The 23,093-nt window shown below is 69.5% G+C and carries 21 protein-coding genes; 15 read left to right on the top strand and 6 right to left on the bottom strand.

Features of this window, described 5'->3' with window-relative positions:
* Positions 1-95 precede the first annotated feature (95 nt).
* Entirely contained in the window at positions 96-1,289 is a 1,194-nt protein-coding gene (locus tag RCO27_RS05745) for a serine hydrolase domain-containing protein (RefSeq protein ID WP_309001674.1), read from the top strand.
* Positions 1,286-2,428, top strand: a complete 1,143-nt coding sequence (locus RCO27_RS05740) for a DSD1 family PLP-dependent enzyme (RefSeq protein WP_309001673.1) — start codon at positions 1,286-1,288, stop codon at positions 2,426-2,428. The genes RCO27_RS05745 and RCO27_RS05740 overlap by 4 nt, the downstream gene beginning before the upstream one ends.
* Positions 2,429-2,430: 2 nt before the next feature.
* On the opposite strand, the gene RCO27_RS05735 is transcribed toward RCO27_RS05740, so the two are convergent.
* Both RCO27_RS05735 and RCO27_RS05730 read right to left on the bottom strand, forming a co-directional pair.
* On the bottom strand, positions 2,431-4,794 hold the full coding sequence (locus RCO27_RS05735; RefSeq protein WP_309001919.1) for a penicillin acylase family protein: 2,364 nt from the start codon (positions 4,792-4,794) through the stop codon (positions 2,431-2,433).
* A gap of 205 nt (positions 4,795-4,999) precedes the next feature.
* Positions 5,000-5,446 (bottom strand): VOC family protein, encoded by a 447-nt coding sequence (locus RCO27_RS05730; RefSeq protein ID WP_309001672.1) that lies wholly within the window; start codon positions 5,444-5,446, stop codon positions 5,000-5,002.
* A gap of 258 nt (positions 5,447-5,704) precedes the next feature.
* Between RCO27_RS05730 and RCO27_RS05725 the strand changes: the two genes are divergently transcribed.
* Positions 5,705-6,247 (top strand): nuclear transport factor 2 family protein, encoded by a 543-nt coding sequence (locus tag RCO27_RS05725; protein ID WP_309001671.1) that lies wholly within the window; start codon positions 5,705-5,707, stop codon positions 6,245-6,247.
* Between the two features lie 27 nt (positions 6,248-6,274).
* On the opposite strand, the gene RCO27_RS05720 is transcribed toward RCO27_RS05725, so the two are convergent.
* The 4 genes from RCO27_RS05720 to RCO27_RS05705 all read right to left on the bottom strand — a co-directional run bounded on the left by RCO27_RS05720 (position 6,275) and on the right by RCO27_RS05705 (position 8,891).
* A complete protein-coding gene (locus RCO27_RS05720) occupies positions 6,275-6,913 on the bottom strand; it encodes a response regulator transcription factor (protein WP_309001670.1) in 639 nt (212 codons plus the stop codon).
* Positions 6,914-7,137: 224 nt separating this feature from the next.
* Positions 7,138-8,052: a histidine kinase gene (locus RCO27_RS05715; protein WP_309001669.1), complete on the bottom strand. Its 915-nt coding sequence runs from the start codon at positions 8,050-8,052 to the stop codon at positions 7,138-7,140.
* 126 nt (positions 8,053-8,178) lie between these two features.
* Complete coding sequence (locus tag RCO27_RS05710) at positions 8,179-8,490, bottom strand: hypothetical protein (protein ID WP_309001668.1); 312 nt, start codon at positions 8,488-8,490, stop codon at positions 8,179-8,181.
* A gap of 2 nt (positions 8,491-8,492) precedes the next feature.
* The gene (locus tag RCO27_RS05705; protein ID WP_309001667.1) at positions 8,493-8,891 is read right to left on the bottom strand and encodes an EVE domain-containing protein; all 399 of its coding nucleotides are present in this window, start codon (positions 8,889-8,891) and stop codon (positions 8,493-8,495) included.
* Positions 8,892-8,942: 51 nt separating this feature from the next.
* On the opposite strand from RCO27_RS05705, the gene RCO27_RS05700 reads away from it, so the two are divergent.
* The 12 genes from RCO27_RS05700 (at position 8,943) to der (ending at position 23,022) form a co-directional block, all read left to right on the top strand.
* Positions 8,943-9,452: a hypothetical protein gene (locus RCO27_RS05700; RefSeq protein WP_309001666.1), complete on the top strand. Its 510-nt coding sequence runs from the start codon at positions 8,943-8,945 to the stop codon at positions 9,450-9,452.
* Positions 9,453-9,668: 216 nt separating this feature from the next.
* Complete coding sequence (locus tag RCO27_RS05695) at positions 9,669-10,337, top strand: cell wall hydrolase (RefSeq protein WP_309001665.1); 669 nt, start codon at positions 9,669-9,671, stop codon at positions 10,335-10,337.
* A 122-nt stretch (positions 10,338-10,459) separates the two neighbouring features.
* A complete protein-coding gene (locus RCO27_RS05690) occupies positions 10,460-11,524 on the top strand; it encodes a glycosyltransferase family 4 protein (RefSeq protein WP_309001664.1) in 1,065 nt (354 codons plus the stop codon).
* On the top strand, positions 11,521-13,719 hold the full coding sequence (locus RCO27_RS05685) for a glycogen debranching N-terminal domain-containing protein (RefSeq protein WP_309001663.1): 2,199 nt from the start codon (positions 11,521-11,523) through the stop codon (positions 13,717-13,719). Before RCO27_RS05690 ends, RCO27_RS05685 begins: the two co-directional genes overlap by 4 nt.
* Positions 13,720-13,975: 256 nt before the next feature.
* The gene (gene trpD / locus RCO27_RS05680) at positions 13,976-15,043 is read left to right on the top strand and encodes an anthranilate phosphoribosyltransferase (protein WP_309001662.1); all 1,068 of its coding nucleotides are present in this window, start codon (positions 13,976-13,978) and stop codon (positions 15,041-15,043) included.
* Positions 15,036-16,448: a bifunctional indole-3-glycerol-phosphate synthase TrpC/phosphoribosylanthranilate isomerase TrpF gene (gene trpCF, locus RCO27_RS05675; RefSeq protein WP_309001661.1), complete on the top strand. Its 1,413-nt coding sequence runs from the start codon at positions 15,036-15,038 to the stop codon at positions 16,446-16,448. The genes trpD and trpCF overlap by 8 nt, the downstream gene beginning before the upstream one ends.
* Entirely contained in the window at positions 16,442-17,614 is a 1,173-nt protein-coding gene (trpB, locus tag RCO27_RS05670) for a tryptophan synthase subunit beta (protein WP_309001660.1), read from the top strand. Before trpCF ends, trpB begins: the two co-directional genes overlap by 7 nt.
* The gene (gene trpA / locus RCO27_RS05665; protein ID WP_309001659.1) at positions 17,614-18,414 is read left to right on the top strand and encodes a tryptophan synthase subunit alpha; all 801 of its coding nucleotides are present in this window, start codon (positions 17,614-17,616) and stop codon (positions 18,412-18,414) included. The genes trpB and trpA overlap by 1 nt, the downstream gene beginning before the upstream one ends.
* A gap of 39 nt (positions 18,415-18,453) precedes the next feature.
* A complete protein-coding gene (panB, locus tag RCO27_RS05660; RefSeq protein WP_309001658.1) occupies positions 18,454-19,308 on the top strand; it encodes a 3-methyl-2-oxobutanoate hydroxymethyltransferase in 855 nt (284 codons plus the stop codon).
* A 134-nt stretch (positions 19,309-19,442) separates the two neighbouring features.
* Positions 19,443-20,234: a tetratricopeptide repeat protein gene (locus tag RCO27_RS05655; RefSeq protein WP_309001657.1), complete on the top strand. Its 792-nt coding sequence runs from the start codon at positions 19,443-19,445 to the stop codon at positions 20,232-20,234.
* Positions 20,231-21,643: a PQQ-binding-like beta-propeller repeat protein gene (locus RCO27_RS05650; RefSeq protein ID WP_309001656.1), complete on the top strand. Its 1,413-nt coding sequence runs from the start codon at positions 20,231-20,233 to the stop codon at positions 21,641-21,643. The genes RCO27_RS05655 and RCO27_RS05650 overlap by 4 nt, the downstream gene beginning before the upstream one ends.
* Positions 21,644-21,663: 20 nt before the next feature.
* Positions 21,664-23,022: a ribosome biogenesis GTPase Der gene (der, locus tag RCO27_RS05645; protein WP_309001655.1), complete on the top strand. Its 1,359-nt coding sequence runs from the start codon at positions 21,664-21,666 to the stop codon at positions 23,020-23,022.
* Positions 23,023-23,093 lie beyond the last annotated feature (71 nt).

Raw genomic sequence — 23,093 nt, 5'->3', positions numbered from 1 at the left:
CGCCAAAGGCATACCCCGCCCAACTTTTGCGCCTCGCGCCGGGTGATCCGGGCGGCTAGCGTGGCGGCGGAAGTGGAGAGGGAGGAGAGCAAACCATGACGCGCCGGTTCGTCGCCCTCATCGCCGCCGTGCTGGCCGCCGGCCCTGCGGTCGCCGCGCAGGATGCACAGGAGCCCGCCTTCGACGCCGCGCTCGCCGAATTCCGCCAGCTTCACCGCGCCGAGGTGCGCCGCGCGAATATCGCCGGGAGCAGCTTCACGTTCGTCCGCGACGGCCGCACCGTCGCCGCCGATCATTTCGGGCTTCAGGACGTCGACGCGAACGTCCCGGTCGATGCCGATACCATTTACCACTGGGCGTCGATCACCAAGACGATGACGGGCATCGCGATCCTGCAGCTGCGCGACCGCGGCCTGCTCTCGCTCGACGATCCCGTCGTCCGCTACGTCCCCGAGCTCGCCCGGGTGCACAATCCGTTCGGCCCGATGGAGGCGATCACGATCCGCCAGCTGATGAGCCACAGCGCCGGCTTTCGCGGCGGCACCTGGCCGTGGCGGGACCAGGAATGGCAGCCGTTCGAGCCGCCGGGCTGGGAGCAGCTGGCGGCGATGCTGCCTTACACGGAGGTGCAGTTCGCGCCGGGCTCGCGCTACAGCTATTCCAATCCCGGCATCGTCTATCTGGGGCAGGTGATCGAGCGGCTGAGCGGCGAGGATTTCGAGGTCTATGTCGACAAGAACATCCTGCGCCCGCTCGGCATGCACGCCAGCTATTTCGACCGGACCCCGCCGCACCTGCTGCGGCACCGTGCGCACAGCTACTATATCCGCGATGGCCGGCGGACGGCGGCGCCGTTCGACGTCGATACCGGCGTCACCGTCTCGAACGGCGGCCTCAACGCGCCGATGACCGACATGGCGCGCTACCTCGCCTTCCTGATCGGCGATCCGGCCCGGGCGGCGGACTACGACCTCGTGCTCCGGCGGTCCTCGCTCGAGGAGATGTGGCGGCCGGTGATCGCGCTCGAAGGCGACTCGACCGAGGGGCGGCGGCCGGGCGCCACGCACAGCGGGCTCAATTTCTTCGTCGGCCAGCGCGGACCGGTCCGGCTGGTCGGCCACAGCGGCGACCAGAACGGCTTTCGCGCCTATCTCAGCCTCTGTCCGGACCAGCGCGCCGGCAGCCTGCTCGCCTTCAACACCGAACCCGCGCGGGAACGCGGCGGCGAGAGCGCCGACGCCCGGATCGCGCGGGCGACGGACGCGCTGTGCGAAGCGCTGGCGCGGTGACGGATCACGAGCTCCACGCGCACCTGATCGGGCAGCAGGGCTCGCGCGCGGCGCTCAACACGCCGGTGCTGGTGCTCGATCTCGACGCGCTCGACCGCAACATCGCGGCGATGGCGGCGCTGATGGCGGCGCACGATGTGGCGCTCCGGCCGCATGCCAAGACCCACAAGAGCGTCGACATCGCCCGCCGCCAGGTCGCCGCCGGCGCGGTGGGCCTGTGCTGTGCGAAGATCGGCGAGGCGGAGGCGCTGGCCGACGGCGGCATCGCGAACCTGCTGATCACCTCGCCGGTCGCCGCGCCTGTTGCGATCGAGCGGTTGGCGGCGCTGGCGGCGCGTTCGCCGGGGCTGATGACGGTGGTCGATCATCCCGCCGTGGTCGCGGCGATCGACCGCGCGCTGGCCGGGGCCGGGGCGACGCTCGACGTCCTCATCGACGTGGATCCCGGCGCGCACCGGACCGGCGTCGCTTCCGCCACCGAGGCCGTGGCGCTGGCCCGCGCGATCGAAGCGGCGCCGCGCCTCCGCTATCGCGGCGTCCAATATTATTGCGGGTCGCAGCAGCATATTGCCGGCTTCGCCGACCGCCGCGCCGCGATCGGGGAGCGCACCCGCTACCTCGGGGAGGTGATCGCCGCGCTGGCCGATACCGGCTTCGTGCCGGACATCGTGACCGGCGGCGGGACGGGCACGCACCGCATCGATCTGGCGCTGGGCGTGTTCACCGAGCTGCAGGCCGGCTCCTACATCTTCATGGACACGCAGTATCTCGACTGCGACCTCGCCGACGGCCCGTCGCCGCCGTTCGAGACCGCGCTCGGCGTCGACGCGCGGGTGGTGAGCGCCAACCATGCCGGGCAGGTGACGATCGATGCCGGCTACAAGTCGCTCTCCACCGATGGCGGGACCGCGATCGTCCGGCGCGGGACGCCGCCCGATGCGCAGTTCCGGTTTATGGGCGACGAACATGGCGCGCTGGTCAGCCCCGGCATCGGCGACGCGCTGGCCCCGGGCGATCCGGTGACGCTGACCGTCCCGCACTGCGATCCGACGGTCAATCTCTACGACACCTACCATGTCGTGCGCGGCGAGACGCTGGTCGACCTGTGGCCGGTCAGCGCGCGGGGACGGGCGCGGTGAGGTCAGCTTGCCGGGTTGAGGACAGTGCGGCCCGTCGCCCGGGCGTCGACCGCGGCCCGGCTGAACAGCAGCGGCTGCATCGCGCCGTTGATCCATGGGGCATAGAGGTCGCGGTAATGGGGTGAGCGGGGGTCGTTGGCATTGCCGGGGAGGTTCAGGAACACCGAATTGTCCCACCCGCCGACGTCGATCACCTGCAGGTAGCTCGCCCCGCCGCTGACGCTCCACCCGCCGCCGCGGACCCAGCGGGCCATCGGGGTGTAGGAATCGCCGCCCGATCCCTCGCCCTCGATAGGCGGGAAGGCGGCGGCGATGGCCGGGATGCGGTGCAGCGGATGGCGGATGTTGACCCGGTGCAGCGTCCCCCAGCGCCAGGCGGTGGGGTTCGGCCCGAGCGCTTCCTGTGCCTGGGTCCAGGCAGCGACGAGGGCGGCGTCGACCATCGCGTCGCGCGCCGCGGCGGGGTTGGGACCGAGCCGCGTGTCGGGCGTGGCGAGCAGGCCGAGCAGCACCGACGGCGCGATCTCGTCGACCAGTTCGCGCGCCCGCTCCGGCACGATCACGGCCAGCATGCGCCTGCCGAGTTCCCGCCAGAGCAGCTGGAAGAGCGCCGCCGGCCCGCTGTCGGCATCGAGCCGCCCGTCCCAGCCGCGCAGCATCGCCAGCGCCGGCGCCGCCTCCGCCGAGGCCCGCTCAGGGAGCAGCGCGACCAGCTGCCGCGCCGGCGTCGAGAGCGTGTCGTGGATCAGCGAGATGCTGTCGGCGAGCGTGTGGCGCGGCTGGGCGGAAAGCACATCGACGATCCGCTCGTAGCGATAGGGATCGCGGAACGAGAAGGCCGGGATGCGGTCGCGCGGCCAATCCGGCGGCAGGTTGTTCTGGTTGGCCGAGGCGAACCAGCCCCTGGCAGGATTGTATTCGCTGGGCAGCGACCGGAAGTCGCGCATCCCGGTCCAGTCGTAGCGCCCGTCGCCCGGCACCGGCATCAGCCCGTCGCCGGCGCGCCGGACCGGCGCGAAGCCGATCACCTGCCAGCCATGGTTCCCGTCGACGTCGGCATAGTGGAAGTTGGTCGGCGAGGGGTGGAAGCGGAACGCGGCCTCCCGCAGGCTCTCCCAGTCCCGCGCCAGATTGATCGCGATCATCGCGAAGGCGCCGCTCGCGCCCGGCTGCAGCTCGATCGCGGCCAGCGCGGTGGCCCGGCGCCGTGCGGGATCGTGGGAGATCACCGGTCCCTGCACGCTGTAGCGAAGCGTGGCGGCATGCGGCGCCGCGTCCTTGATCGGGATCGACACCTCGGCCCGCTCGAACGCCCGCCACCCGTCGCCGTGGCGGTAGCGTTCCGGATCATCCGGATGCAGCTCCAGGACGAACAGGTCCTCCTGGTCGATATGGAAATTGGTGCGGCCGAAGGCGAAGCGGTCGGTGTGGCCCTGCATGATCCCCGGCAGCCCGGGCGAGCCGCCGCCGATCACGTCCAGCCCCGGCGCGGTGAGGTGCGCGACATGGCGCGGGCCGAAGCCGCCGATGCCGAGATGCGGATCGTTGGCGAGGATCGGCCGCCCCGTCGCGCTGCGCGACGGCGCGACGGTCCAGGCGTTGCTGCCGGCCTCGCCGCGGTCGTTGGTGGGAGGCGGGGAGGGGGCGAGAGAGGCAAACGGCAGGCTGCCGAGGCGCAGGACGCCAAGGTCGGCCTCCGACACCGCCGCCGCGTCGAGCCCTTCGGGCACGCGCAGATCCCAGGCCGGACGGAGCGGTGCCATCACTGCGTCGAGCTCGAGCAGGCCCAAGCCGGCGAGGCGGGCGCGGCGCACCGCGTCCCCGACGTTGCCGAACCCGCTGCCGCGCGCCAGCACCATGTCCCTGAGGTCCCATTTCAACGGGCTGACGCCGAGGATGCCATATTCCAGCGGCAACAGGGTCGGGTCGGCCGTCACCTCGTCGATCCGGGCGTTGATTCCCGCCACATACGCACGGGCGCAGGCGAGGATGTTGTCGGGGATACGGGCCAGCTCCGCGTCGAGATCCCCCCGGAACAGGAACAGCCGCGCCACGGCGTCATGCTCGGCGAATCCGGCGCCGAAGGCTTCGGCCAGCCGTCCGAGCTCGCGACGGTGATCGAGGTCGATCTGGAACAGCCGGTCGCGCGCGACGACATAGCCCTGGCCGAAATAGGCATCGGGGATCGACTGCGCCCGGATGTGCGGGACGCCATAGGGGTCGTCGACGATCTCGATCGGCGCCGACAGACCTGTGGCGCCTACCTGCTGCGTGCGCGACATGATCGCCGGTTGCGCGCGGCCGGCGGCGGAGAGGAGCGCCATCGTCGCGGTCGAGCCAAGCAGGAACGAGCGGCGGTTGAGCATCGGCGACAGTCTCCCGGCATGACGCATCAGCTTAGCGGCGGTCTGGCCCGCGCGTCGCATCACAAGCGCGCGGGCGACCATAGGGACAAGCTATGGGCCGGTGGAAGCCGCCGGTGCCGCAAGGGCCGGGAAAGCGGTCAGGAATCCCGCCTGTGGACCTGGCGCCGCGGGCAGGGCCGGGCGCCACCCCGCTCGCCTGCGTTCATCAGCCTTGGGGCGGGCTCCAGTCGGCCGACGGGATGGTGTTGACCATCCAGGGCACGCCGAACCTGTCGACCAGGGCGCCATAGCCGGGCGACCAGAATGTCTCCGAGAACGGCATGACGGCACGCCCACCCTCTGACAGGGCATCGAACCAGCGCTGGGCTTCAGCCTTGTCGTCGGTGTGCAGGGTCACGTCGAAGCCGTTCTTGGGCTTGTCGATGTTCGGCGCCCAGGCGACGTCCATGTCGGCCCCCATGATCGCCTGGTCGCCGACCTCCAGCCAGCAATGCATCAGCCAATCCTTGTATTTGGGATCGCTGATCGGCATGTCCGGCGGCGCGTCGCCATAGGAATGCGCGGCGGTGATCTTGCCGCCCAAAACCCTGGCGTAGAACTCGAACGCCTCGCGGCACTGGCCTTGGAAACTCAGGCTCGTCACGATCTTCATTGCAGCCTCCCTTGTTTTCAGTGCGAGTCCATCCGAGTCTAAGGACGCCGCGCGAGGCTGTCATCCATACCGAAGCCCTGCCGATGCTGTGTCTTGGAGTGCCCGTTGCGAACGGAAATGCAGTTCTGCGAGTCACCATCATTGATTCAGGTGACGACATCATGACTGTGGTCACTGGCCGGGACCGATCCCGGGAGGCAATCTTCGTGCGACCGTCCGATCTGCGGCAGTCAAATTCGCAAGGCTCGGGAGAGACGCATGCGGAATTTCGTGACGGCCATGGCCTTGCTTGGTGCGGGGCTCCTGCAGATGAGCGGAGACAGCGAGACCGCTTCATCGAGGATGGAGTCTGTTGCGGTCACCGGTGAACAGCGCGCGGAACTCCTCGTCGCCCGCGAAACCGCGTGGCGCAGCTTCTTCAGCGATGATCCGGCTCGGCTGGAACGGTTGCTGGGCCCGGAAGTGATCGCGATCCAGCCGCATCAGGAAAACTGGGAGAATCGGGATCAGCTGATCGCCCTGGCGCGCGGCATGCAGCGGCAAGGGACGCGAATCACGCGACTGGAGTTCCCGCGAACCGAGATTCAGATCTTCGGGGACGTGGCCATACTCTACTTCACCTATGTCTTCGGAACCGCCACCGCCGAGAGGTCCGGGACGTTTTCGGGGCGCGGCACCGAAATATTCGTCCGCCGCGACGGGCGATGGATCGACGTGGGCTGGCACACCGACAACGGCGCGTTTGTTCGGCGCGACGGCACATGGACTCGGGTCGGCGCGGACCCGTCATCGCCGTCCTGATCATAGCGAGAGTCGCTCGAAGGCACTTCAGGCAAGGCGGCGCTCAAGCGCCACCAGCACGGCTTTGGTCCGATCGCCGACGCCCAGCTTCGAGAGAATGTTGGACACATGGTTGCGAACCGTCCCCTCCCGCAGCGAAAGCGCCCGGGCGATCTCGGCGTTGGAGATTCCGCTCGTCATCAGCGTCAGCACGTCGCGCTCGCGTGTGGTGAGCGGGTCGGGGCAATCGAGCATGTCATCGCGCCAGCTCGCCTTGCCGTCGGGCGCCGGGGCCGCCGCCAGCGGCGCGAACAGATAGGTACCGCCGGTGGCGAGCGTCCTGATGGCATCGACCAGGATCTCGGCCGTGACCCCCTTGAGCAGGAAGCCGCGGGCCCCGGCCCGGATTCCGGCCACCAGCACCGCATCGTCCTGAAACGTCGTCAGGAGGAGGGTGGGGGGCAACGCATCGCGCCCCGCGAGCACGTCGATCACTTGCAGCCCGTTTTTGCCCGGCATGCGGATGTCGAGAAGGAGAACGTCGCACGAATGGCGCAGCACGGCCTCGATCGCAGCATCGCCATCCTCGGCCTCGGCGACGACATCGATGTCATCGAAGAATCTAAGCAGGGCGCCGATGCCGTTGCGCACGAGCGCCTGATCGTCGGCCAGGCAGACGCGGATCATGCCCGGCTCCCAAGGGACGGAACGGCGGCATAGATGCCGAAGCCCTTGCCCGGCACGGTGACGTGGCGGAACCGACCGCCCAGAAGCTCGAAGCGCTCGCGCATCCCGGTCAATCCCCGACCCTCGACGACCTCGCCACCGCGACCATTGTCTCTGGCGGCGACCTGGAGCTCGCTGCCGGCCTGGCTGATGTCGATGACGAGCTCGCTGGCCCCGGCATGGCGCTAGGCGTTGGTGATCAGCTCCTGAACGCAGCGGATGATCACATCGGCCCTCGAACCGTCGACCGCGCTCAATGCGCCAGAAAAGTTGAGGCGCACGTCGAGCGTATCGACCGCCGCGACGATCGCAACGAGACGGGCCTTGAGGTCGACCGGCGCGACGCGTGCGTTTGCGACCACGTCACGAACGTCGTCGAGGAGACCGGAGGCGAGACGGCGTGCCGTGCGGATATGATCTCCCGCCTCGCCGCGCGCCATGCGGCCCGCGACGTCGAGGCGGATGGCGAGGCTGGTAAGGTTGTGGCCAAGTGCATCATGGAGGTCGCGCGACAGGCGCAGGCGCTCGGCCATCTGCGCGTTCTCGGTGAGGAAGGCCTGGGTCGTGCGGAGCTGCGCATTGGTCCGCTCCAGCTGCTCCTTCGCCACGGTCTCGTTCCGGGCGAGATGGGCGACGCTGACCGCGAACAGCTCGAATGCGCCGGTGGTCACCAGGACGAGCGGCGACATCTCCTGAGCCGGTCCCAGATATTTGAGGCCGGCAAGAACAGCGGATTGGACCGCGATCGCGCCCAATGCGGGGCCAAGGGGGAGCGTCCAGGCGATCCGCCAGGCGGTGACCACGAACAGAACCGTGACGATGAAATTGGGATAGAGCCACAGAAGATAGGTCGCCGACAGGCTCTGGATGAGGAGCAGGGCGATGCGTGTCCCCGCCCCGGCGGCGCGCAGATGAGAGCCCGAATAAGCGGCGATGAAGACCAGGTAGCCAGCCGTCCAGTTGAGCGCCCAGTTCGGAGCTTGCGTGAGCGGCGCGTGGTCGATCGCGCCCGCGCAATAGGCCCGCAAGCCCGCGGCGGCGATCAGCATCGTGCAGCCGATCTGCACGAGCAATGTTCCCCGGGCCGGTGGGTCCGACATGCGCACCGATCGTTCGCTCCTGAGCCCGGACATTACGCGGCAACGGGGTCGCTGTCACATGACTCTCGTCATGATCGGCCGGCTGACGCATCTCGCTGGCATGTGCGCCAGCGAAGCGGAATAGTCCTAGGCGCAGCCCTCGATATATTGGATGGCGGAGATGCGGGTGAGGCGCCGCGCCTCGAACATGAAGCTGAGGCCGGGAAAACCGCGCACGGCGGACATCTGGATGCAGGCGTCCGGACCCTCCTCCAGCGGCGTGCCGCGCAGGCGCACGGCGAGCGCCCGCTCGACCTGGGCGCGGGTCATGCCGATCCTGACCGGGCCGTAACCGTCCGGTGTCAGATGCCAGCGCGCCGGCCGCGATTGGGACAGGACAGGCGCCGCGGCGGCCACAGCCAGCGCCGCAACGAGAGCGAGGCGGCCGAGCCCGCCCACGCTCAGGCTCCGGCCATCTTCAGCACCAGCGCCCATTCCTCGTCGCGCACCGGCGAGACGGAGAGACGGGACTGGCGGACCAGCTCCATCTCAGCAAGCTTCGGCTCGGCCTTGATGTCCTTGAGGGTGACGGGATTGAGCGGCTTCACCGGCGCGACCGGGACCTTGACCCAGGCGCCGTCCTCGCCGTCCGGCTTGCCCGCGCCGGTGACCTTCATGATCCCGACCACCGCCTTCACGTCGCCCGAATGGTAGAAGAACGCCTGGTCGCCGGGCTTCATCGCGCGCAGATGCAGGCGGGCGGCATTGTTGCGGACCCCGTCCCAGTCGGTCGCTTTGTCCCGACTGAGGTCGTCCCAGCTGTAAACCTCGGGTTCGGACTTCATCAGCCATTTGGCCATCGCATCGGCTCCCACTCGCGTTCGCTCGGGCGATTGACTAGACCAGAGGCGATGAAGGCTCAACTTGGACTCGTGGCGGCCTTGCTGCTCGCCGGGTGCGGCGAGCGGGCGCCGGATCCGAACGTGCAGGGATCGACCACCCCGCCCTATGTCCGCGCCGCCGACAATGAGACGGTGCTGCGCGATACGGTGATGCCGGTCCGGATCGGCGAACTCGGCCCGAACTTCGCCGCCTGCAACGCGCGGGGCGCGGTACGTGAGCGCAGCAGCGCGGAGGCGGTGCCGGTCCGCGCCGCGCCGTTCGAGGCCAATGAGGAGATCGACTATCTCGAAGCCGGCGCCGAATTCTTCATCTGCGCGCGCAGCCAGGACCAGCGCTGGTTCGGCATCGTCTACGATTCGGGCGGTGAGGCGGCGGCGCGCTGCGGCGTCTCGGCGCCGGTGCCGCGCCGGCGCGCCTATCCGGGGCCGTGCGCGGCCGGCTGGGTTCCGAGCGCGCGGGTCCGGCTGGTCTCCGGCGTGACGCATCAGGTCCCTGCGGAGGGCAACACGCTACCGTAGTTCCACGGTTCGCCCCGGCCCTGGCTCGATTCATCGTTGCACTGCAGCATAACATTTGACTCTGCGGACACCGGTGGACAGGTCCACGCCAACAGTTTCAACGAGCGGGTGCCGCTGACGCAGTGCGGAGTGGCCGGTGCAAGTCGGCGAGCGTATGGACCGGGTGCGTGGAGCGCATCCGAATGGGGACCGCCCGCCGCACTGGATGCGGATATAATGCAGCGATCGTTTCGCGCCGCGGGGCTTGCCGCGGCGGCGTTCGGCCTTGCGGCCCTGCTCTGGGGCGGGCCATTGAGCGCCTGGCAGGGCGATGCCCCGCCGGCCGCGGTCACCTCCTATCTCGCCCATGCGACGACGGGCGCGGACATCACCGAGCTCGGACTCAACGACGAGACGCCGGCCGACCCGGCGGGCGACGATGCCCGTCTCGCCGTCCATCTCTCGCAGGTACCGGACGAGCTGCCGGCGCCGCCGCTCCCCGAACTGGTGGAGGAGCATGAGGGCGTCGAAACTGCCAATGCCGAGCAGGACTGCCTTGCCAGCGCCGTCTATTTCGAAGCGCAGGGCGAACCGCTCGAAGGCCAACTCGCCGTCGCCGAGGTGGTGCTGAACCGCACCCGGTCCGGCCTCTATCCGATCACCATCTGCGCCGTCGTCACCCAGCCCTGGCAATTCTCCTTCGTGCGCCGCGGCGTCATTCCCCGCGCCGACCGGCGGACCTCCGCGTGGCGCCGCGCGGTCGCAGTGGCGCGGATCGCGCAGGCCGGCGAGTTGCGGCTGCTGCCGCGCGACGTGCTCTGGTACCATGCCAATTATGTGGCGCCCGGCTGGGGCCGGCGGCTGGAGCGCAACACGCAGATCGGGCTGCATATTTTCTATTCCTGATTGTCCTTGACGATCGTTGTGCATTGCAGCAAGGTTTCGCGGAACCCGCTCCCGAGACGCTTCGTTCTTTCCCGGTGGCGAGCCGCCCGGCTCCCGTCAGGCGCGTTTCGAAGGAGGGTCTTGTGCGCATCGCCCATATCGCGCCGCTGGCGGAAGCCGTACCGCCGAAGCTCTATGGCGGCACCGAGCGGGTCATCTGGTGGCTCACCGAGGCTTTGGTCGACCAGGGCCATGACGTCACATTGTTCGCCGCCGGCGATTCGGTCACCTCGGCCCGGCTCGTTCCCTGCGCCCCGACTGGCCTGAGGCTGAGCGGAATCAACGATCACCTGGCCAGCCTGCTCGCGATGCTCGATCGCGTCCTCGTCCGCGCCGACGATTTCGACATCCTCCATTTCCACATCGATTTCCTCCACTTCCCGACGTTCCGGCACATGACGGGCAAATGCCTCACCACGCTGCACGGGCGGCAGGACTTTCCCGATTTCTGGCCGGCCTACCGGACCTTTCCCGAGATGAACCTGGTGTCGATCTCGGACAACCAGCGCCTCCCCATCGCCCATGCGAACTTCGTCAGCACGGTGCACCACGGCATGCCCCGGAACCTGATCCCGTTCGGCGAGGGCGCCGGCGACTATCTCGCCTTCATCGGGCGCATATCGCCCGAGAAGCGCCCCGACCGCGCCATCGAGATCGCGCGCCGTGCGGGCATGAAGCTGAAGATCGCCGCCAAGGTCGATCGCGCGGACACCGCCTATTTCGAGGAGCGGATCAAGCCGCTGCTGGACGATCCGGCGGTCGAATTCATCGGCGAGATCGGCGATGCGGAGAAACCGGACTTCCTCGGCAATGCGCGCGCGCTGCTTTTCCCGATCGACTGGCCGGAGCCGTTCGGGCTGGTGATGATCGAGGCGATGGCGGCGGGGACGCCGGTCATCGCCTGGCGCAACGGCTCCACGCCCGAGGTGATCGAGCATGGCCGCAGCGGCTTCCTGGTCGAGAGCATCGACGAGGCGGTGGCTGCGGTCGATGCGGCGGCCTCGCTGTCGCGCAGGCTCGTGCGGACCGCGTTCGAGGAACGCTTCACCGCCGATCGCATGGCGCGAGACTATGTCGCGCTCTATCAGGCTCTCGGTGCCGACACGCGCGGCGCCCTGTTCGGAGACTCGATGACCGTGGCGGCATGAACGAGATCGCCCTCAAGGCCGGCTGGACCGGCGCGCCGCCGGCCCTCGAGAGCTATCATATCGAGGCGACCAAATCGCTCGTCGAGCGGACGCTGAGGACCCTGAAGCAGGGCGACCTGTTCGGCGTGTTCGACAAGCAGGGCGATTGCCGTGGCGGCGAGGGTGGGCCGGACGGCCTGTTCTATCGGGACACGCGGTTCCTCTCGCACCTCCAGGTGAAGCTCGGCGGGATGGACCCGCTGCTGCTCGGCTCGGTCGTGCTCGACGACAATGGCGCGCTGGTCGTCGACCTCGCAAATGCCGACCTGCATGACGCCGAGGGCCATGTTCGGCTGCAGCGCGATAGCATCCATCTGGGGCGCCTGAAGTTCCTGCACGACTGCACCTGCTACGAGCGCTTCCGGCTGCGGCGGTTCAACCCGATCCCGCACCCGATCCCGTTCGAGATCGCCTTCGGTTCGGACTTCGCCGACCTGTTCGAGGTGCGCGGCGAGATCCGCGCGCGGCGCGGGAGCCTCACCACCGAGCGGCTGGACGACCGCCGCGTCCGCTTCACCTATTACGGCCTCGATGCGGTGATACGCACTGCCACCGTCCAGTTCGATCCGCCGCCGGAAGAGCTGACCGCGCGGGGTGCCCGATGGGACCTCGATTTCTCAGAAACCGAGCGGCTCCACGTGGTGATGAAGACCATCTGCGGCCTGGATGGCGAGGATCAGCTCGACCTGCCCGAGCTCATTCCCGCCTATCGCGCGGTGCGGCAGGCGAGCCGCGACCGGGTCGAGCGGCAGGGCGGGGTGGCCAGCTCCAACGAACTCTTCGACACGGTGATCGACCGCTCGGTCTCCGACATCGACATGCTGCTGACCGAGACGCCCTACGGCTTGTACCCCTATGCGGGTGTTCCCTGGTACAGCACCATCTTCGGCCGCGACGGACTGATCACCGCGATCGAGCTGCTGTGGATCGCGCCGGACATCGCCAAGGGCGTGCTGAAGGCGCTCGCGCTGACCCAGGCGACCGAGGTGGACGAGGCGGCGGACGCGCAGCCCGGCAAGATCCTCCACGAGATGCGCGGCGGCGAGATGGCGATGCTCGGCGAGGTGCCGTTCCGCCGCTATTACGGCTCGGTCGATTCGACGCCGCTTTTCGTCCTGCTCGCCGGGCTCTACTTGGACCGTTCGGGCGACCTGGCGACGATCCGCGAGATCTGGCCGAACCTGCACGCGGCCCTGGGCTGGATCGACCGATGGGGCGACATCGACGGCGACGGCTTCATCGAATATGCCCGGATGACCGACCGGGGTCTTGCCAACCAGGGCTGGAAGGACAGCTTCGATTCGGTCTTCCATGCCGACGGCCGCGCCGCCGAAGGGCCGATCGCGCTTTGCGAGGTGCAGGCCTATGTGTTTGCCGCCAAGCGCGGCGCGGCGGGAATCGCCCAAGCGCTCGGCGAGGCGGACCTGGCGCACAGCCTGGCGGAAGAGGCCGAGGTGCTGCAGCAGCGCTTCGAGGACCGGTTCTGGGTCGATGAGCTGGGCTGCTATGCGCTGGCGCTCGACGGGCGCAAGCAGCCCTGTCGCGTGCGCTCCTCCAATGCCGGTCACGCGCTGTTCGCCGGGATCGCCGATCCGGAGCGCGCAGCGCGGATGGCGCGGCTGTTCACCGGGCGGGACTTCTTCTCGGGCTGGGGCGTGCGCACGATCGCGCAGGGCGAGGCGCGCTACAATCCGATGTCCTATCACAACGGTTCGGTCTGGCCGCACGACAACGCGCTGATCGCGCTCGGCCTGGCGCGTTACGGTCACAAGGACGCGGTGCTGAGGATCTTCCAGGGGCTGATCGAGGCGGCGATCTATGACGAGTTCCGGCGCCTGCCGGAGCTGTTCTGCGGCTTTACCCGGCGGCGCAAGCGCGGCCCGACCGCCTATCCGGTCGCCTGCTCGCCCCAGGCCTGGGCCGCCGCGGCGCCCTTCGCGCTGGTCGCCGCGGCGACCGGCCTGACGCTCGACGACGCCAACAATTGCGTGCTGCTCCACAATCCCAGCCTGCCCGCCTTCATCGACCATCTGTCGCTCGGCGGCGTGCGGGTGGCGGGCTCGCGGCTGGACCTGTCGCTGTCGCGGGTCGGTGCGGACGTGACCACCGCCGTCGTCCACCGCGAAGGCGATGCGCAGCTCCTGATCGTGAAATAGGGTTGACGCGGCGCAGTGAAATCGGAAATCATAAGGGCATGAACGCGACCGCGTCCCGTTTCGGTGACCTGACCGCCCGTCCGGCGGCTGCGGCGGCGCATGCATGGCGTTGGTGGTGGAGCGATCCCGCCGCGGCGCGCCTGTATCGATGGTGACGGCTCTCTAAGAGCCCCAAGTCCCCACTCGAAGACCACAGAGCCCGCCGCTTCCGGCGGGCTTTTTCTTGCGCCCAACCCCAGCCTGACAGGACCACGCCATGTACATGACCGCCGCCCCCGCGCTCCAGATCGACCCGCTTCCCGCCGCCGATCCGGTCGAGGAGGCGCTCAGTAGCCTCTTCGCCGGCCGCTCGCTCTCGCAAGGCGAGGCCGAGCAGCTGTTCGGCGCGCTTGTCGCCGGCCAGCTCTCCGAACCGTCGATCGCGGCGTTGCTGGTCGCGCTCAAGGTGAAGGGCGAGACCGCCGACGAGCTGATCGGCGCGGCCCGCGCGCTGCGCGCCGCCGACCTGCCGTTCGCGCGGCCGGACTATCTCTTCGCCGACAGCTGCGGCACCGGCGGCGACGGTTCGGGCACGATCAACCTGTCGACGGCGGTCGCCTTCGTATCAGCGGCGGCGGGGCTGCCGGTGGCGAAGCATGGCAACCGATCGGTCACCTCGCGCTGCGGTTCGGCCGACGTGCTGGAGTTTCTGGGCGTGCAACTGAGCGTGCCGGCCGAAACCTCGCGCCGCGCGCTCGACGAGGCGGGCGTCTGCTTCCTGTTCGCGCCGGACTATCATCCGGGCCTGCGCCATGCCGGGCCGGTGCGGCGCGCGCTCAAGGTGCGCACGATCATGAACGTGCTCGGCCCCTGCGTGAACCCGGCCGAGCCGCCGGTGCAGCTGCTCGGCGTCGCCGATGGCGGGTTGCTGCAGCCGGTCGCCGAGGTGCTGGTGGCGCTCGGCGTCCGGCGGGCGATGGTCGTCCATGGCGGCGGCCTCGACGAGGTGGCGCTGCACGAGGCGACCGAGGCGGTGCGGGTCGATGACGGCCGGTTGGAGCGTTTCACCTTCGCGCCGGAGGACGCCAATCTACGACGGGCGCCGCTTTCGGCGCTCAGCGGCGGCGGGCCCGAGGAGAATGCAGCACGGTTGACGGCGCTGCTCACCGGGCGCGGGGAGGTTGCGGAAACCCATGCGGTCGCGCTCAATGCCGGCGCGTTGCTGATGACGGCGGGTCTGGCCGAGGATTTGCGCAGTGGCGTCGCGCTGGCGCTGCGCACGATCGCGTCCGGCGCGCCGTTCGAGCGGCTCAAGCGTCTCGCCGAAGTCACGACCCATGCGTGAACCCGGCGGCGTTCTCGGCGAGATTCTCGCCCTCAAGCGGCGTGATGTCGCCGCCCGGCTCGGTGCGGCCTTGATCGGCGACCTGCGCGGCCGAGCGGAGCCGACGCGGCGGAGCCTGAAGCAGGTGCTTGGACAGAAGGGTGCCCGTTTCGTCATGGAGGTCAAGAAGGCATCGCCCTCCGGCGGGGCGATCCGGCCGGATGCCGATCCGGCAGGGATCGCGTGCGCCTATGCCGGCGCCGCCTCGGCGATCAGCGTGCTCACCGACGCGCCGTTCTTCGGCGGCTCGCTCGACGACCTTCGCGCGGTGCGGCGGGTGTTCGACGGACCGATCCTTGCCAAGGATTTCGTGATCGATCCGCGCCAGGTGGTCGAGGCGCGGCTGGCCGGCGCCGATGCGGTGCTGGTGATGCTCTCGGTGCTCGACGACGCAGAGGCGGCCGAGGTGCTGCGCGAGGCTGAAGTCCTGGGGATGGATGCGCTGGTCGAGGCGCATGACGAGACCGAACTGCGCCGCGCGGTCGCGCTCGGCGCGCCGGTCATCGGCATCAACAACCGGGATTTGCGGACGCTCGAGGTCGATCTCGCCACCACCGAGCGGCTTGCCCATCTGGTACCCGGGGACCGTGTGCTCGTCGCCGAATCGGGGATCGCCGACCGCGCCGATGTCGAGCGGCTGGCGCCTTTTGCCGATGCTTTCCTGGTCGGTTCGTCGCTGATGCGTGCGCCCAGCCCGGCGCAGGCCGCACGGGCGCTCGCCTTCGGGCGGGTGAAGGTCTGCGGGCTGCGCGACACGGCGAGCGTCGAGGCGGCGGCGAAGGCGGGCGCGAGCTATGCCGGTGCCATCCTGGTGCCCGGCACGCCGCGCGCGGTGACAACGGCTGAGGCCGAGCCGGCGGTTGCGGCGGCGAAGGCGCGCGGGTTGGAGACGGTCGGCGTGTTCCGGAACGAGAAGCTGATGCAGGTGGCACGGACGGCGCGGGTGCTCGAACTCGATACGGTCCAGCTCCATGGCGAGGAGGATGGCGACTATATCGCCGGGCTCAAGAATTCGCTGCCGGAGGGCGTCGAGGTGTGGGCGGCTGGCGCGGTGGGTCGGGACGTGCCGGCGCCGCGGATGAATGCCGATCGGACGATCTTCGACACCCAAGTGGCGGGCCGCTCCGGCGGGACCGGCGTCGCGTTCGATTGGGCGCGCGTGCATGGACGTGAGGACCTGGAATCGGGCCTTCTGGCCGGCGGTCTCAATCCGGACAATGCCGCCGCAGCGTCGAAGGTCGGCGCCTGGGCGCTGGATGTCAGCTCGGGTGTCGAAAGCGCGCCGGGCGTCAAGGACGCGGGCAAGCTCGCAGCCTTTTTCGGGGCGCTGCGGCCGGCGGTGCGCGGGGAGATCGCGCCATGCTGAATCGCGGCCGGTTCGGCGCCTATGGCGGCGCCTATGTGCCGGAAATCCTGGTGCCCGCGCTGGAGGAGCTCGATGCGGCCTTCATCGACGCGCAGGACGATCCCGGCTTCCGCGTCGAACTCGACACGCTGCTGCGCAAATATGCCGGACGGCCGACGCCGCTGACCCGTTGCCGCAACCTCGGTACGGGCAGGGCGTGCATCTACCTGAAGCGCGAGGACCTGCTTCATGGTGGGGCGCACAAGACCAATCAGGTGCTGGGGCAGGCACTGCTCGCCCGGCGGATGGGCAAGACCCGGCTGATCGCCGAGACTGGCGCCGGCCAGCATGGCGTGGCGACGGCGCTCGCCGGGGCGTTGTTCGGGCTCAGGACCTGCATCTACATGGGCGCGCATGACGTCGAGCGGCAGAAGCTCAACGTGTTCCGGATGCGGCTGATGGGCGCCGAGGTGGTTCCCGTGGAAAGCGGGCAGCGCGGGCTCAAGGATGCGATCAACGAGGCGTTGCGCGACTGGACGGCGAGCTTCGCCGACACCCACTATCTGCTCGGCACCGTAGCAGGACCGCATCCGTTCCCGACGATCGTGCGCGATTTCCAGCGGGTGATCGGCGAGGAGGCGCGGGCGCAGATTCTGGACGAGGAAGGCCGGTTGCCAGACGCGGTGATCGCCTGCGTCGGCGGCGGCTCGAACGCGATGGGCATCTTCGCGGATTTCGCGCCCGACGCCGAGGTGAAGCTGATCGGAGTCGAGCCGGCCGGCAAGGGGTTGGACGGCGACCAGCACGGCGCGACCCTGCTGCGCGGCCGGCCCGGTATCCTGCACGGGGCGGAGACCTACGTACTGCAGGATGCGGACGGGCAGATCAGCGAGAGTTGGTCGGTATCGGCGGGCCTCGACTATCCCGCGGTCGGGCCGGAGCACGCCCATCTCAGGGACAGCGGCCGCGCGGAATATGTCGGCGCGACGGATGCGGAGGCGCTCGCCGCCTTCCAGGCGCTCGCCGCGGGCGAGGGGATCATCTGCGCCTTCGAATCGGCCCATGCGCTGGCGCACGCACTGAAGCTGGCCGAGGCGGCGACCGACAATCCGGTGCTGGTCGTCAACCTCTCCGGGCGCGGGGACAAGGACATGGAACAGGCGCAGCGCCTGCTGGAGTTGCCGTAATGAGCCGCTACGCGACGATGTTCGACCGGCTAAGCGGGGAGGGGGCGTTCGGCGCCTTCATCATGCTCGGCGATCCGGATCTTGCCCGGTCCGCAGCGATCCTCGATGCGCTGGTCGAGGGCGGGGCGGACATGATCGAGGTCGGCATTCCCTTCTCCGATCCCGTCGCCGACGGGCCGGTCATCCAGGCGGCGGCGACCCGTGCGCTCGCCAAGGGCGTGACGCCGGCGGATTGCTTCGATCTCATCGCCGGCTTCCGGGCGCGCCACCCGAACGTGCCAGTGGGCATCCTCACCTACGCCAATCTCGTCGTCGCACGCGGCCGCGACGCCTTCTATGCGAGGGCCGCGGCGGCGGGCGCCGACAGCGTGCTGGTCGCCGACGTGCCGCTGCTGGAGGCGGAGCCCTTCGCATCTTCGGCCCGGCTGCACGGGCTCGATCCGGTGCTGATCGCCGCCGCCAACACCCCGCCCGAGCGGCTGGCGGCGATCGCGCGGCGGGGCGGCGGCTACACCTATTGCGTGGCGCGGGCCGGGGTGACCGGCGCCGACCGCGCGGCGGAGTTCGATCATGCCGATATGCTGGATGCGCTCCTGACGAACAATGCGCCGCCGCCGGTCTTCGGTTTCGGCATCTCGCGGCCGGAGCATGTCCGCGCGGCGCTGGCGGCAGGCGCCGCGGGGGTGATCTGCGGTTCGGCGATCGTCGACCTGCTCGCCAAGCACGCCGATCCGCTTCCCGCGCTGCGGGCGTTCATCGCGGCGATGAAGGAAGCGACGCGGATCAGGGAGGCGGCATAGCTTTGCCAGCTTGCGCCGGATCGACTAAGCCTCGCCTTCATGTCCACCTATACGATCGACACCGCGACGAGCCGCGCGACGCCGAGCCCGGCGCCGATGAAGCGGCTCACCGTGCCGGCGCTCCGCGACCGCAAGGGCAAGGAGCCGATCGTCGCGCTCACCGCCTACACGATGCGGATGGCGCAATTGCTCGATCCGCATTGCGACCTGCTGCTCGTCGGCGACAGCCTGGGGCAGGTGATCTACGGCCTGCCGTCGACCATCCCGGTCAGCCTCGACATGATGTGCGCGCATGGCGCGGCGGTGGTGCGCGGCTCATGGCACGCGCTGGTCGCGGTCGACATGCCGTTCGGCGCCTACGAGGCGAGCCCGGCCCAGGCGTTCGAGAGCGCGTCGCGCGTGCTCAAGGAAACCGGCTGCGCGGCGGTAAAGCTGGAGGGCGGCGAAGCGATGGCGGAGACGGTCGCCTTCCTCACCGCGCGCGGCATCCCGGTGATCGGCCATGTCGGGCTGACGCCGCAGGCGGTGAACGCGCTCGGCGGCTATGGCGCGCGCGGCAAGGGCAATGCCGAGCATGCCCAGATCATCGACGACGCCAGGGCGATCGCCGCCGCCGGCGCCTTCTCGATCGTCGTCGAGGGCGTGATCGAGACCGTGGCCAACGAAGTGACGGCCGCGGTCTCCTGCCCGGTGATCGGCATCGGCGCCTCGGCCGAGTGCGACGGGCAGATCCTGGTGATCGACGACATGCTGGGCATGTTCGAGCGCACGCCGCGCTTCGTGAAGCGTTATGACGACCTCGCGACGCGGGTCGGCGCCGCGGCCGCAGCCTATGCCGACGAGGTGCGCCGCCGTGCCTTTCCGACCGCCGACCAGACCTACCGCGCCAAGTGAGGGGTCTTTCCCTTCGCGGCGGGCATCGGTAAGGAGCGCCATGGCGATGCGCCGGCCGGCGCGTCCGGCGGGCGTCGTTCAGGCAGGGTTAGGACGGGCGCCGCAAGGTACCCTCGAACAGTGGAGACTTGAGGTTGGCGATCAAGCCGAGTGATGGCGAGACATTCGTCCGGGAAGTGGACGAGGAACTTCGCAAGGAGCGGATCAACACGTTCGTCACCCGCTACGGCTGGGCGATCATCGCCGGGGTCGTGCTGTTCCTGGGCGCGATCGGCGGCTGGATCTGGTGGCAGCACCGCCAGGCCGAGCAGGCCGGCAAGCAGGGCGAGACCCTGCTCGAGGCGCTCAATGCGGCCGAGAGCGGCAACCGCAACGCCGCCCAGCCCAAGATCGAAGAGCTCGCGAAGAGCGACATCGAGGGCTACCGCGTCGCCGCCCTGTTCGCGCGGGCCAATGCCGAGATCGGCGCCAACAACAATCGTGCGGCGATCGCGACGCTGAAGAGCATCGCGGACAACCAGGATTTCGACGAGACCTACCGGCAGGCCGCCCTGGTCCGCCAGACCGCGCTCGAATTCGATTCGCTGCAGCCGCAGGTGGTCATCCAGCGCCTCCAGCCACTGGCCCGGCCGGGCCAGCCCTGGTTCGGCACGGCCGGCGAGATGGTCGGCATCGCCTATATGAAGATGAACCAGCCGAACCGGGCCGGTCCGCTGTTCGGCCAGATCGCGCAGGACGATACCGTGCCGCCGTCGATCCGCACCCGCACGGCGCAGATGGCCGGCTCGCTCGGCGTCAACGCGCTGCCCGAGCCGGCGGCCGGACCTGCCGGCGCCCCGTCAGCGCCCACCGCCGCCCCGGCGTCCGCGCCTGCCGCGCCTCCGCCCACCACCAATTCGCCCGCAACGAGGGAAAAAGCCGAATGAAGCGTCTTGTCGTCGCGTTGACCGCCGCCAGCCTGCTCGCCGGCTGCGGCATGCTGGGGGGAAGAGAACGCGGGCCGACCACGCCGACGGTGGGCGAACGCATTCCGGTGCTGGGCCGCGAAGGCCAGGTCGAGGCCGATCCGAGCCTCGCCGACGTGCCGGTCACCGTGCCGATGGCGGTCGCCAACACGGATTGGCCGCAGCCGGGCGGCAATGCCGCCCATGTGATGATCCATGTCGCGCTGCCGGATACGATCAGCCAGGCATGGAGCGTCAGCATCGGTGACGGCAGCAGCAACCGGGCGCGCCTGGCCGCCGAGCCCGTGGTCGCCGAGGGGCGCGTCTATACGATCGACACCCGTGCGATGGTGCGCGCCTTCAGTGCCGATACCGGCGCGCAAATTTGGGAACGTCAGGTTCGCGGCGAGAACTCCCCGCGCGAGACCTTGTTCGGCGGCGGCGTCGCCTTCGACAATGGTCGCGTTTATGTGACGAACGGCGCCGGTGACGCGGCGGCGCTCAATGCGGCCACTGGCGAGGTCGCCTGGATCAAGAAGCCGGGCGGCCCGCTGCGCGGCGCCCCTTCGATCGGTGCCGATGCCATCTATGTCATCAGCCAGGACAACCAGCTCTACGCGCTCAACCCGGAGAATGGCGATACGCGCTGGACCGGATCGGGTTCGTTCGAGCTTGCCGGCGTGTTCGGCACCGCGGCGCCGGCCGTGGCGCAGAGCACCGTCGTCGCTGGTTTCTCCTCGGGCGAGCTGACCGCCTATCGCTACGAGAACGGCCAGGTGGTGTGGCAGGACGCGCTGTCGCGCACCGGCGTCTCCACCACGGTCGGCACCCTGTCCGACGTCGATGCCGATCCGGTGATCGACAATGGCCGGGTGTTCGCGGTCGGCCAGGGCGGCCGCATGGTCGCGGTCGAGCTGATCACCGGCCAGCGCGCCTGGGAGCTCAACATCGCCGGCCTCTCGACGCCCTGGGTGGCCGGCGAGTGGGTGTTCGTCGTGACCGACCGCGCCCAGCTGCTCGCCGTCGCCCGCTCCTCGGGCCGCATCCGCTGGATCGCGCAGCTTCCCGCCTTCCGCAGGCCGGAGCGTCGCAGCGATCCGGACCGCCGGACCGGCGAGGTCCGGGTGCGGCCGGGTCAGGACCAGATCTTCTGGCGCGGCCCGATCCTGGCCGGCAACCGGCTGCTACTGGTGAACTCGCTCGGCCAGATGGTGAATGTGTCGCCCACAGACGGCTCTGTCATTTCGACGACGGAAATGCAGCCGCAGAGCGGGCTCGGCGCGTTCTTCTCGACCGGCGGTCCGCGGACGCTGATCTCCTTGCCGCCAGTTGTGGCGAACAACACGCTCTACATCCTCGACGACACCGGCCGGTTGACCGCCTGGAGGTAACGGGGCAAGGGCAGCGGCTTATGGCCAGGCTGCCCACCATCGCGATCGTCGGCCGGCCGAATGTCGGCAAGTCGACCCTTTTCAACCGGCTGGTTGGGAGGAAGCTCGCGCTCGTCGACGATCGGCCGGGGGTGACGCGCGACCGGCGCGAGGGCGACGCGACGTTGCTCGGCCTCGAATTCCGGGTGATCGACACCGCCGGCTACGAGGACGAGGATGCCGAGACGCTGCCCGGCCGGATGCGCGCGCAGACGATCGCGGCGGTGCGCGAGGCGGATGCCGCGCTCTTCCTGATCGACGCGCGCGCCGGCACGACCCCGCTCGACGAGGAGATCGCCCGCTGGCTGCGCTCCGAGACGACGCCGGTCATCCTCGCCGGCAACAAGGCCGAGGGACGCGCCGGCGAGGCCGGGCTGCTGGAAGCCTACAGCCTGGGGCTTGGCGAGCCGATCGCGATCAGCGCCGAGCATGGCGAGGGCGTCGTCGATCTGTTCGAGCATCTGCGCCCGTTCGTGGAGCGCGAGGAGATCGACGACGAGGAGACGCCGGAGGGCGATGCGCCGCTCAAGCTCGCCATCGTCGGCCGGCCCAATGCGGGCAAGTCGACGCTGATCAACCGGATGCTGGGGCAGGACCGGCTGATCACCGGGCCGGAGGCCGGGATCACCCGCGATTCGATCGCGATCGACTGGTCCTGGCCGGCCGGGGACGGGACGGCGCGCGCGGTGCGCCTGATCGACACGGCCGGCATGCGCAAGAAGGCGAAGGTCGAGGACAAGCTGGAGAAGCTTTCCGTCGCCGACGCCCGTCGTGCGGTCGACTTCGCCGAGGTGGTCGTGCTGCTGCTCGACGGAACACGCGGGCTGGAGGCGCAGGACCTCAGGATCGCCGACAACGTGATCCAGGAAGGCCGCGCGCTGATCATCGCGATCAGCAAATGGGACGTGGCGGAAAATGCCAGCGCCCTGTTCAACGGCATCAAGGCGGCGCTCGACGAGGGCCTGTCCCAGGCGCGGGGCGTGCCGGTGCTCACCGTCTCGGGCAAGACCGGCAAGGGGATCGACCAACTCGTCGCCGCCGCGTTCGAGATGCGCGAGATCTGGTCGAAGCGGGTGTCGACGGGCCAGCTCAACCGCTGGTTCGAGGAGGTGGTCGAGAAGAACCCGCCGCCGGCGCCCGGCGGCAAGCGGATCAAGCTCAGATACATCACCCAGGTAAACACCCGGCCGCCGAGCTTCGTCCTGTTCGGCAACCGGGTCGATCAGCTGCCGGACTCCTACCTGCGCTATCTGGTGAACGGGATCCGGCGCGAGCTCGGCTTTGGCGCCGTGCCGGTGCGCCTTGCCGCCCGGGCGTCCCGCAACCCGTTCCGCCAGTAACCGCCAAGTCGCGGCCTTTCGTCGGCTGCGCGTCAACCGCATGTTTACTTGGCGCCACTAAAGCTCCGCTT

This window comes from Sphingosinicella sp. LHD-64 (genome assembly GCF_031157375.1).
Lineage (GTDB): Bacteria > Pseudomonadota > Alphaproteobacteria > Sphingomonadales > Sphingomonadaceae > Allosphingosinicella.
This window is presented reverse-complemented; position numbering and strand designations above follow the sequence as displayed.

Coding starts and splice junctions, on each gene's coding strand:
- RCO27_RS05685 (WP_309001663.1), top strand. CDS start 11,521: ATGAACGAGATCGCCCTCAAGGCCGGCTGGACCGGCGCGCCGCCGGCC.
- trpCF (WP_309001661.1), top strand. CDS start 15,036: ATGCGTGAACCCGGCGGCGTTCTCGGCGAGATTCTCGCCCTCAAGCGG.
- RCO27_RS05705 (WP_309001667.1), bottom strand. CDS start 8,891: ATGGCCAAATGGCTGATGAAGTCCGAACCCGAGGTTTACAGCTGGGAC.
- RCO27_RS05715 (WP_309001669.1), bottom strand. CDS start 8,052: ATGTCGGACCCACCGGCCCGGGGAACATTGCTCGTGCAGATCGGCTGC.
- RCO27_RS05725 (WP_309001671.1), top strand. CDS start 5,705: ATGCGGAATTTCGTGACGGCCATGGCCTTGCTTGGTGCGGGGCTCCTG.
- RCO27_RS05720 (WP_309001670.1), bottom strand. CDS start 6,913: ATGATCCGCGTCTGCCTGGCCGACGATCAGGCGCTCGTGCGCAACGGC.
- RCO27_RS05745 (WP_309001674.1), top strand. CDS start 96: ATGACGCGCCGGTTCGTCGCCCTCATCGCCGCCGTGCTGGCCGCCGGC.
- RCO27_RS05730 (WP_309001672.1), bottom strand. CDS start 5,446: ATGAAGATCGTGACGAGCCTGAGTTTCCAAGGCCAGTGCCGCGAGGCG.
- der (WP_309001655.1), top strand. CDS start 21,664: ATGGCCAGGCTGCCCACCATCGCGATCGTCGGCCGGCCGAATGTCGGC.
- trpA (WP_309001659.1), top strand. CDS start 17,614: ATGAGCCGCTACGCGACGATGTTCGACCGGCTAAGCGGGGAGGGGGCG.
- trpB (WP_309001660.1), top strand. CDS start 16,442: ATGCTGAATCGCGGCCGGTTCGGCGCCTATGGCGGCGCCTATGTGCCG.
- RCO27_RS05650 (WP_309001656.1), top strand. CDS start 20,231: ATGAAGCGTCTTGTCGTCGCGTTGACCGCCGCCAGCCTGCTCGCCGGC.
- RCO27_RS05735 (WP_309001919.1), bottom strand. CDS start 4,794: ATGCTCAACCGCCGCTCGTTCCTGCTTGGCTCGACCGCGACGATGGCG.
- RCO27_RS05700 (WP_309001666.1), top strand. CDS start 8,943: ATGAAGGCTCAACTTGGACTCGTGGCGGCCTTGCTGCTCGCCGGGTGC.
- panB (WP_309001658.1), top strand. CDS start 18,454: ATGTCCACCTATACGATCGACACCGCGACGAGCCGCGCGACGCCGAGC.
- trpD (WP_309001662.1), top strand. CDS start 13,976: ATGTACATGACCGCCGCCCCCGCGCTCCAGATCGACCCGCTTCCCGCC.
- RCO27_RS05695 (WP_309001665.1), top strand. CDS start 9,669: ATGCAGCGATCGTTTCGCGCCGCGGGGCTTGCCGCGGCGGCGTTCGGC.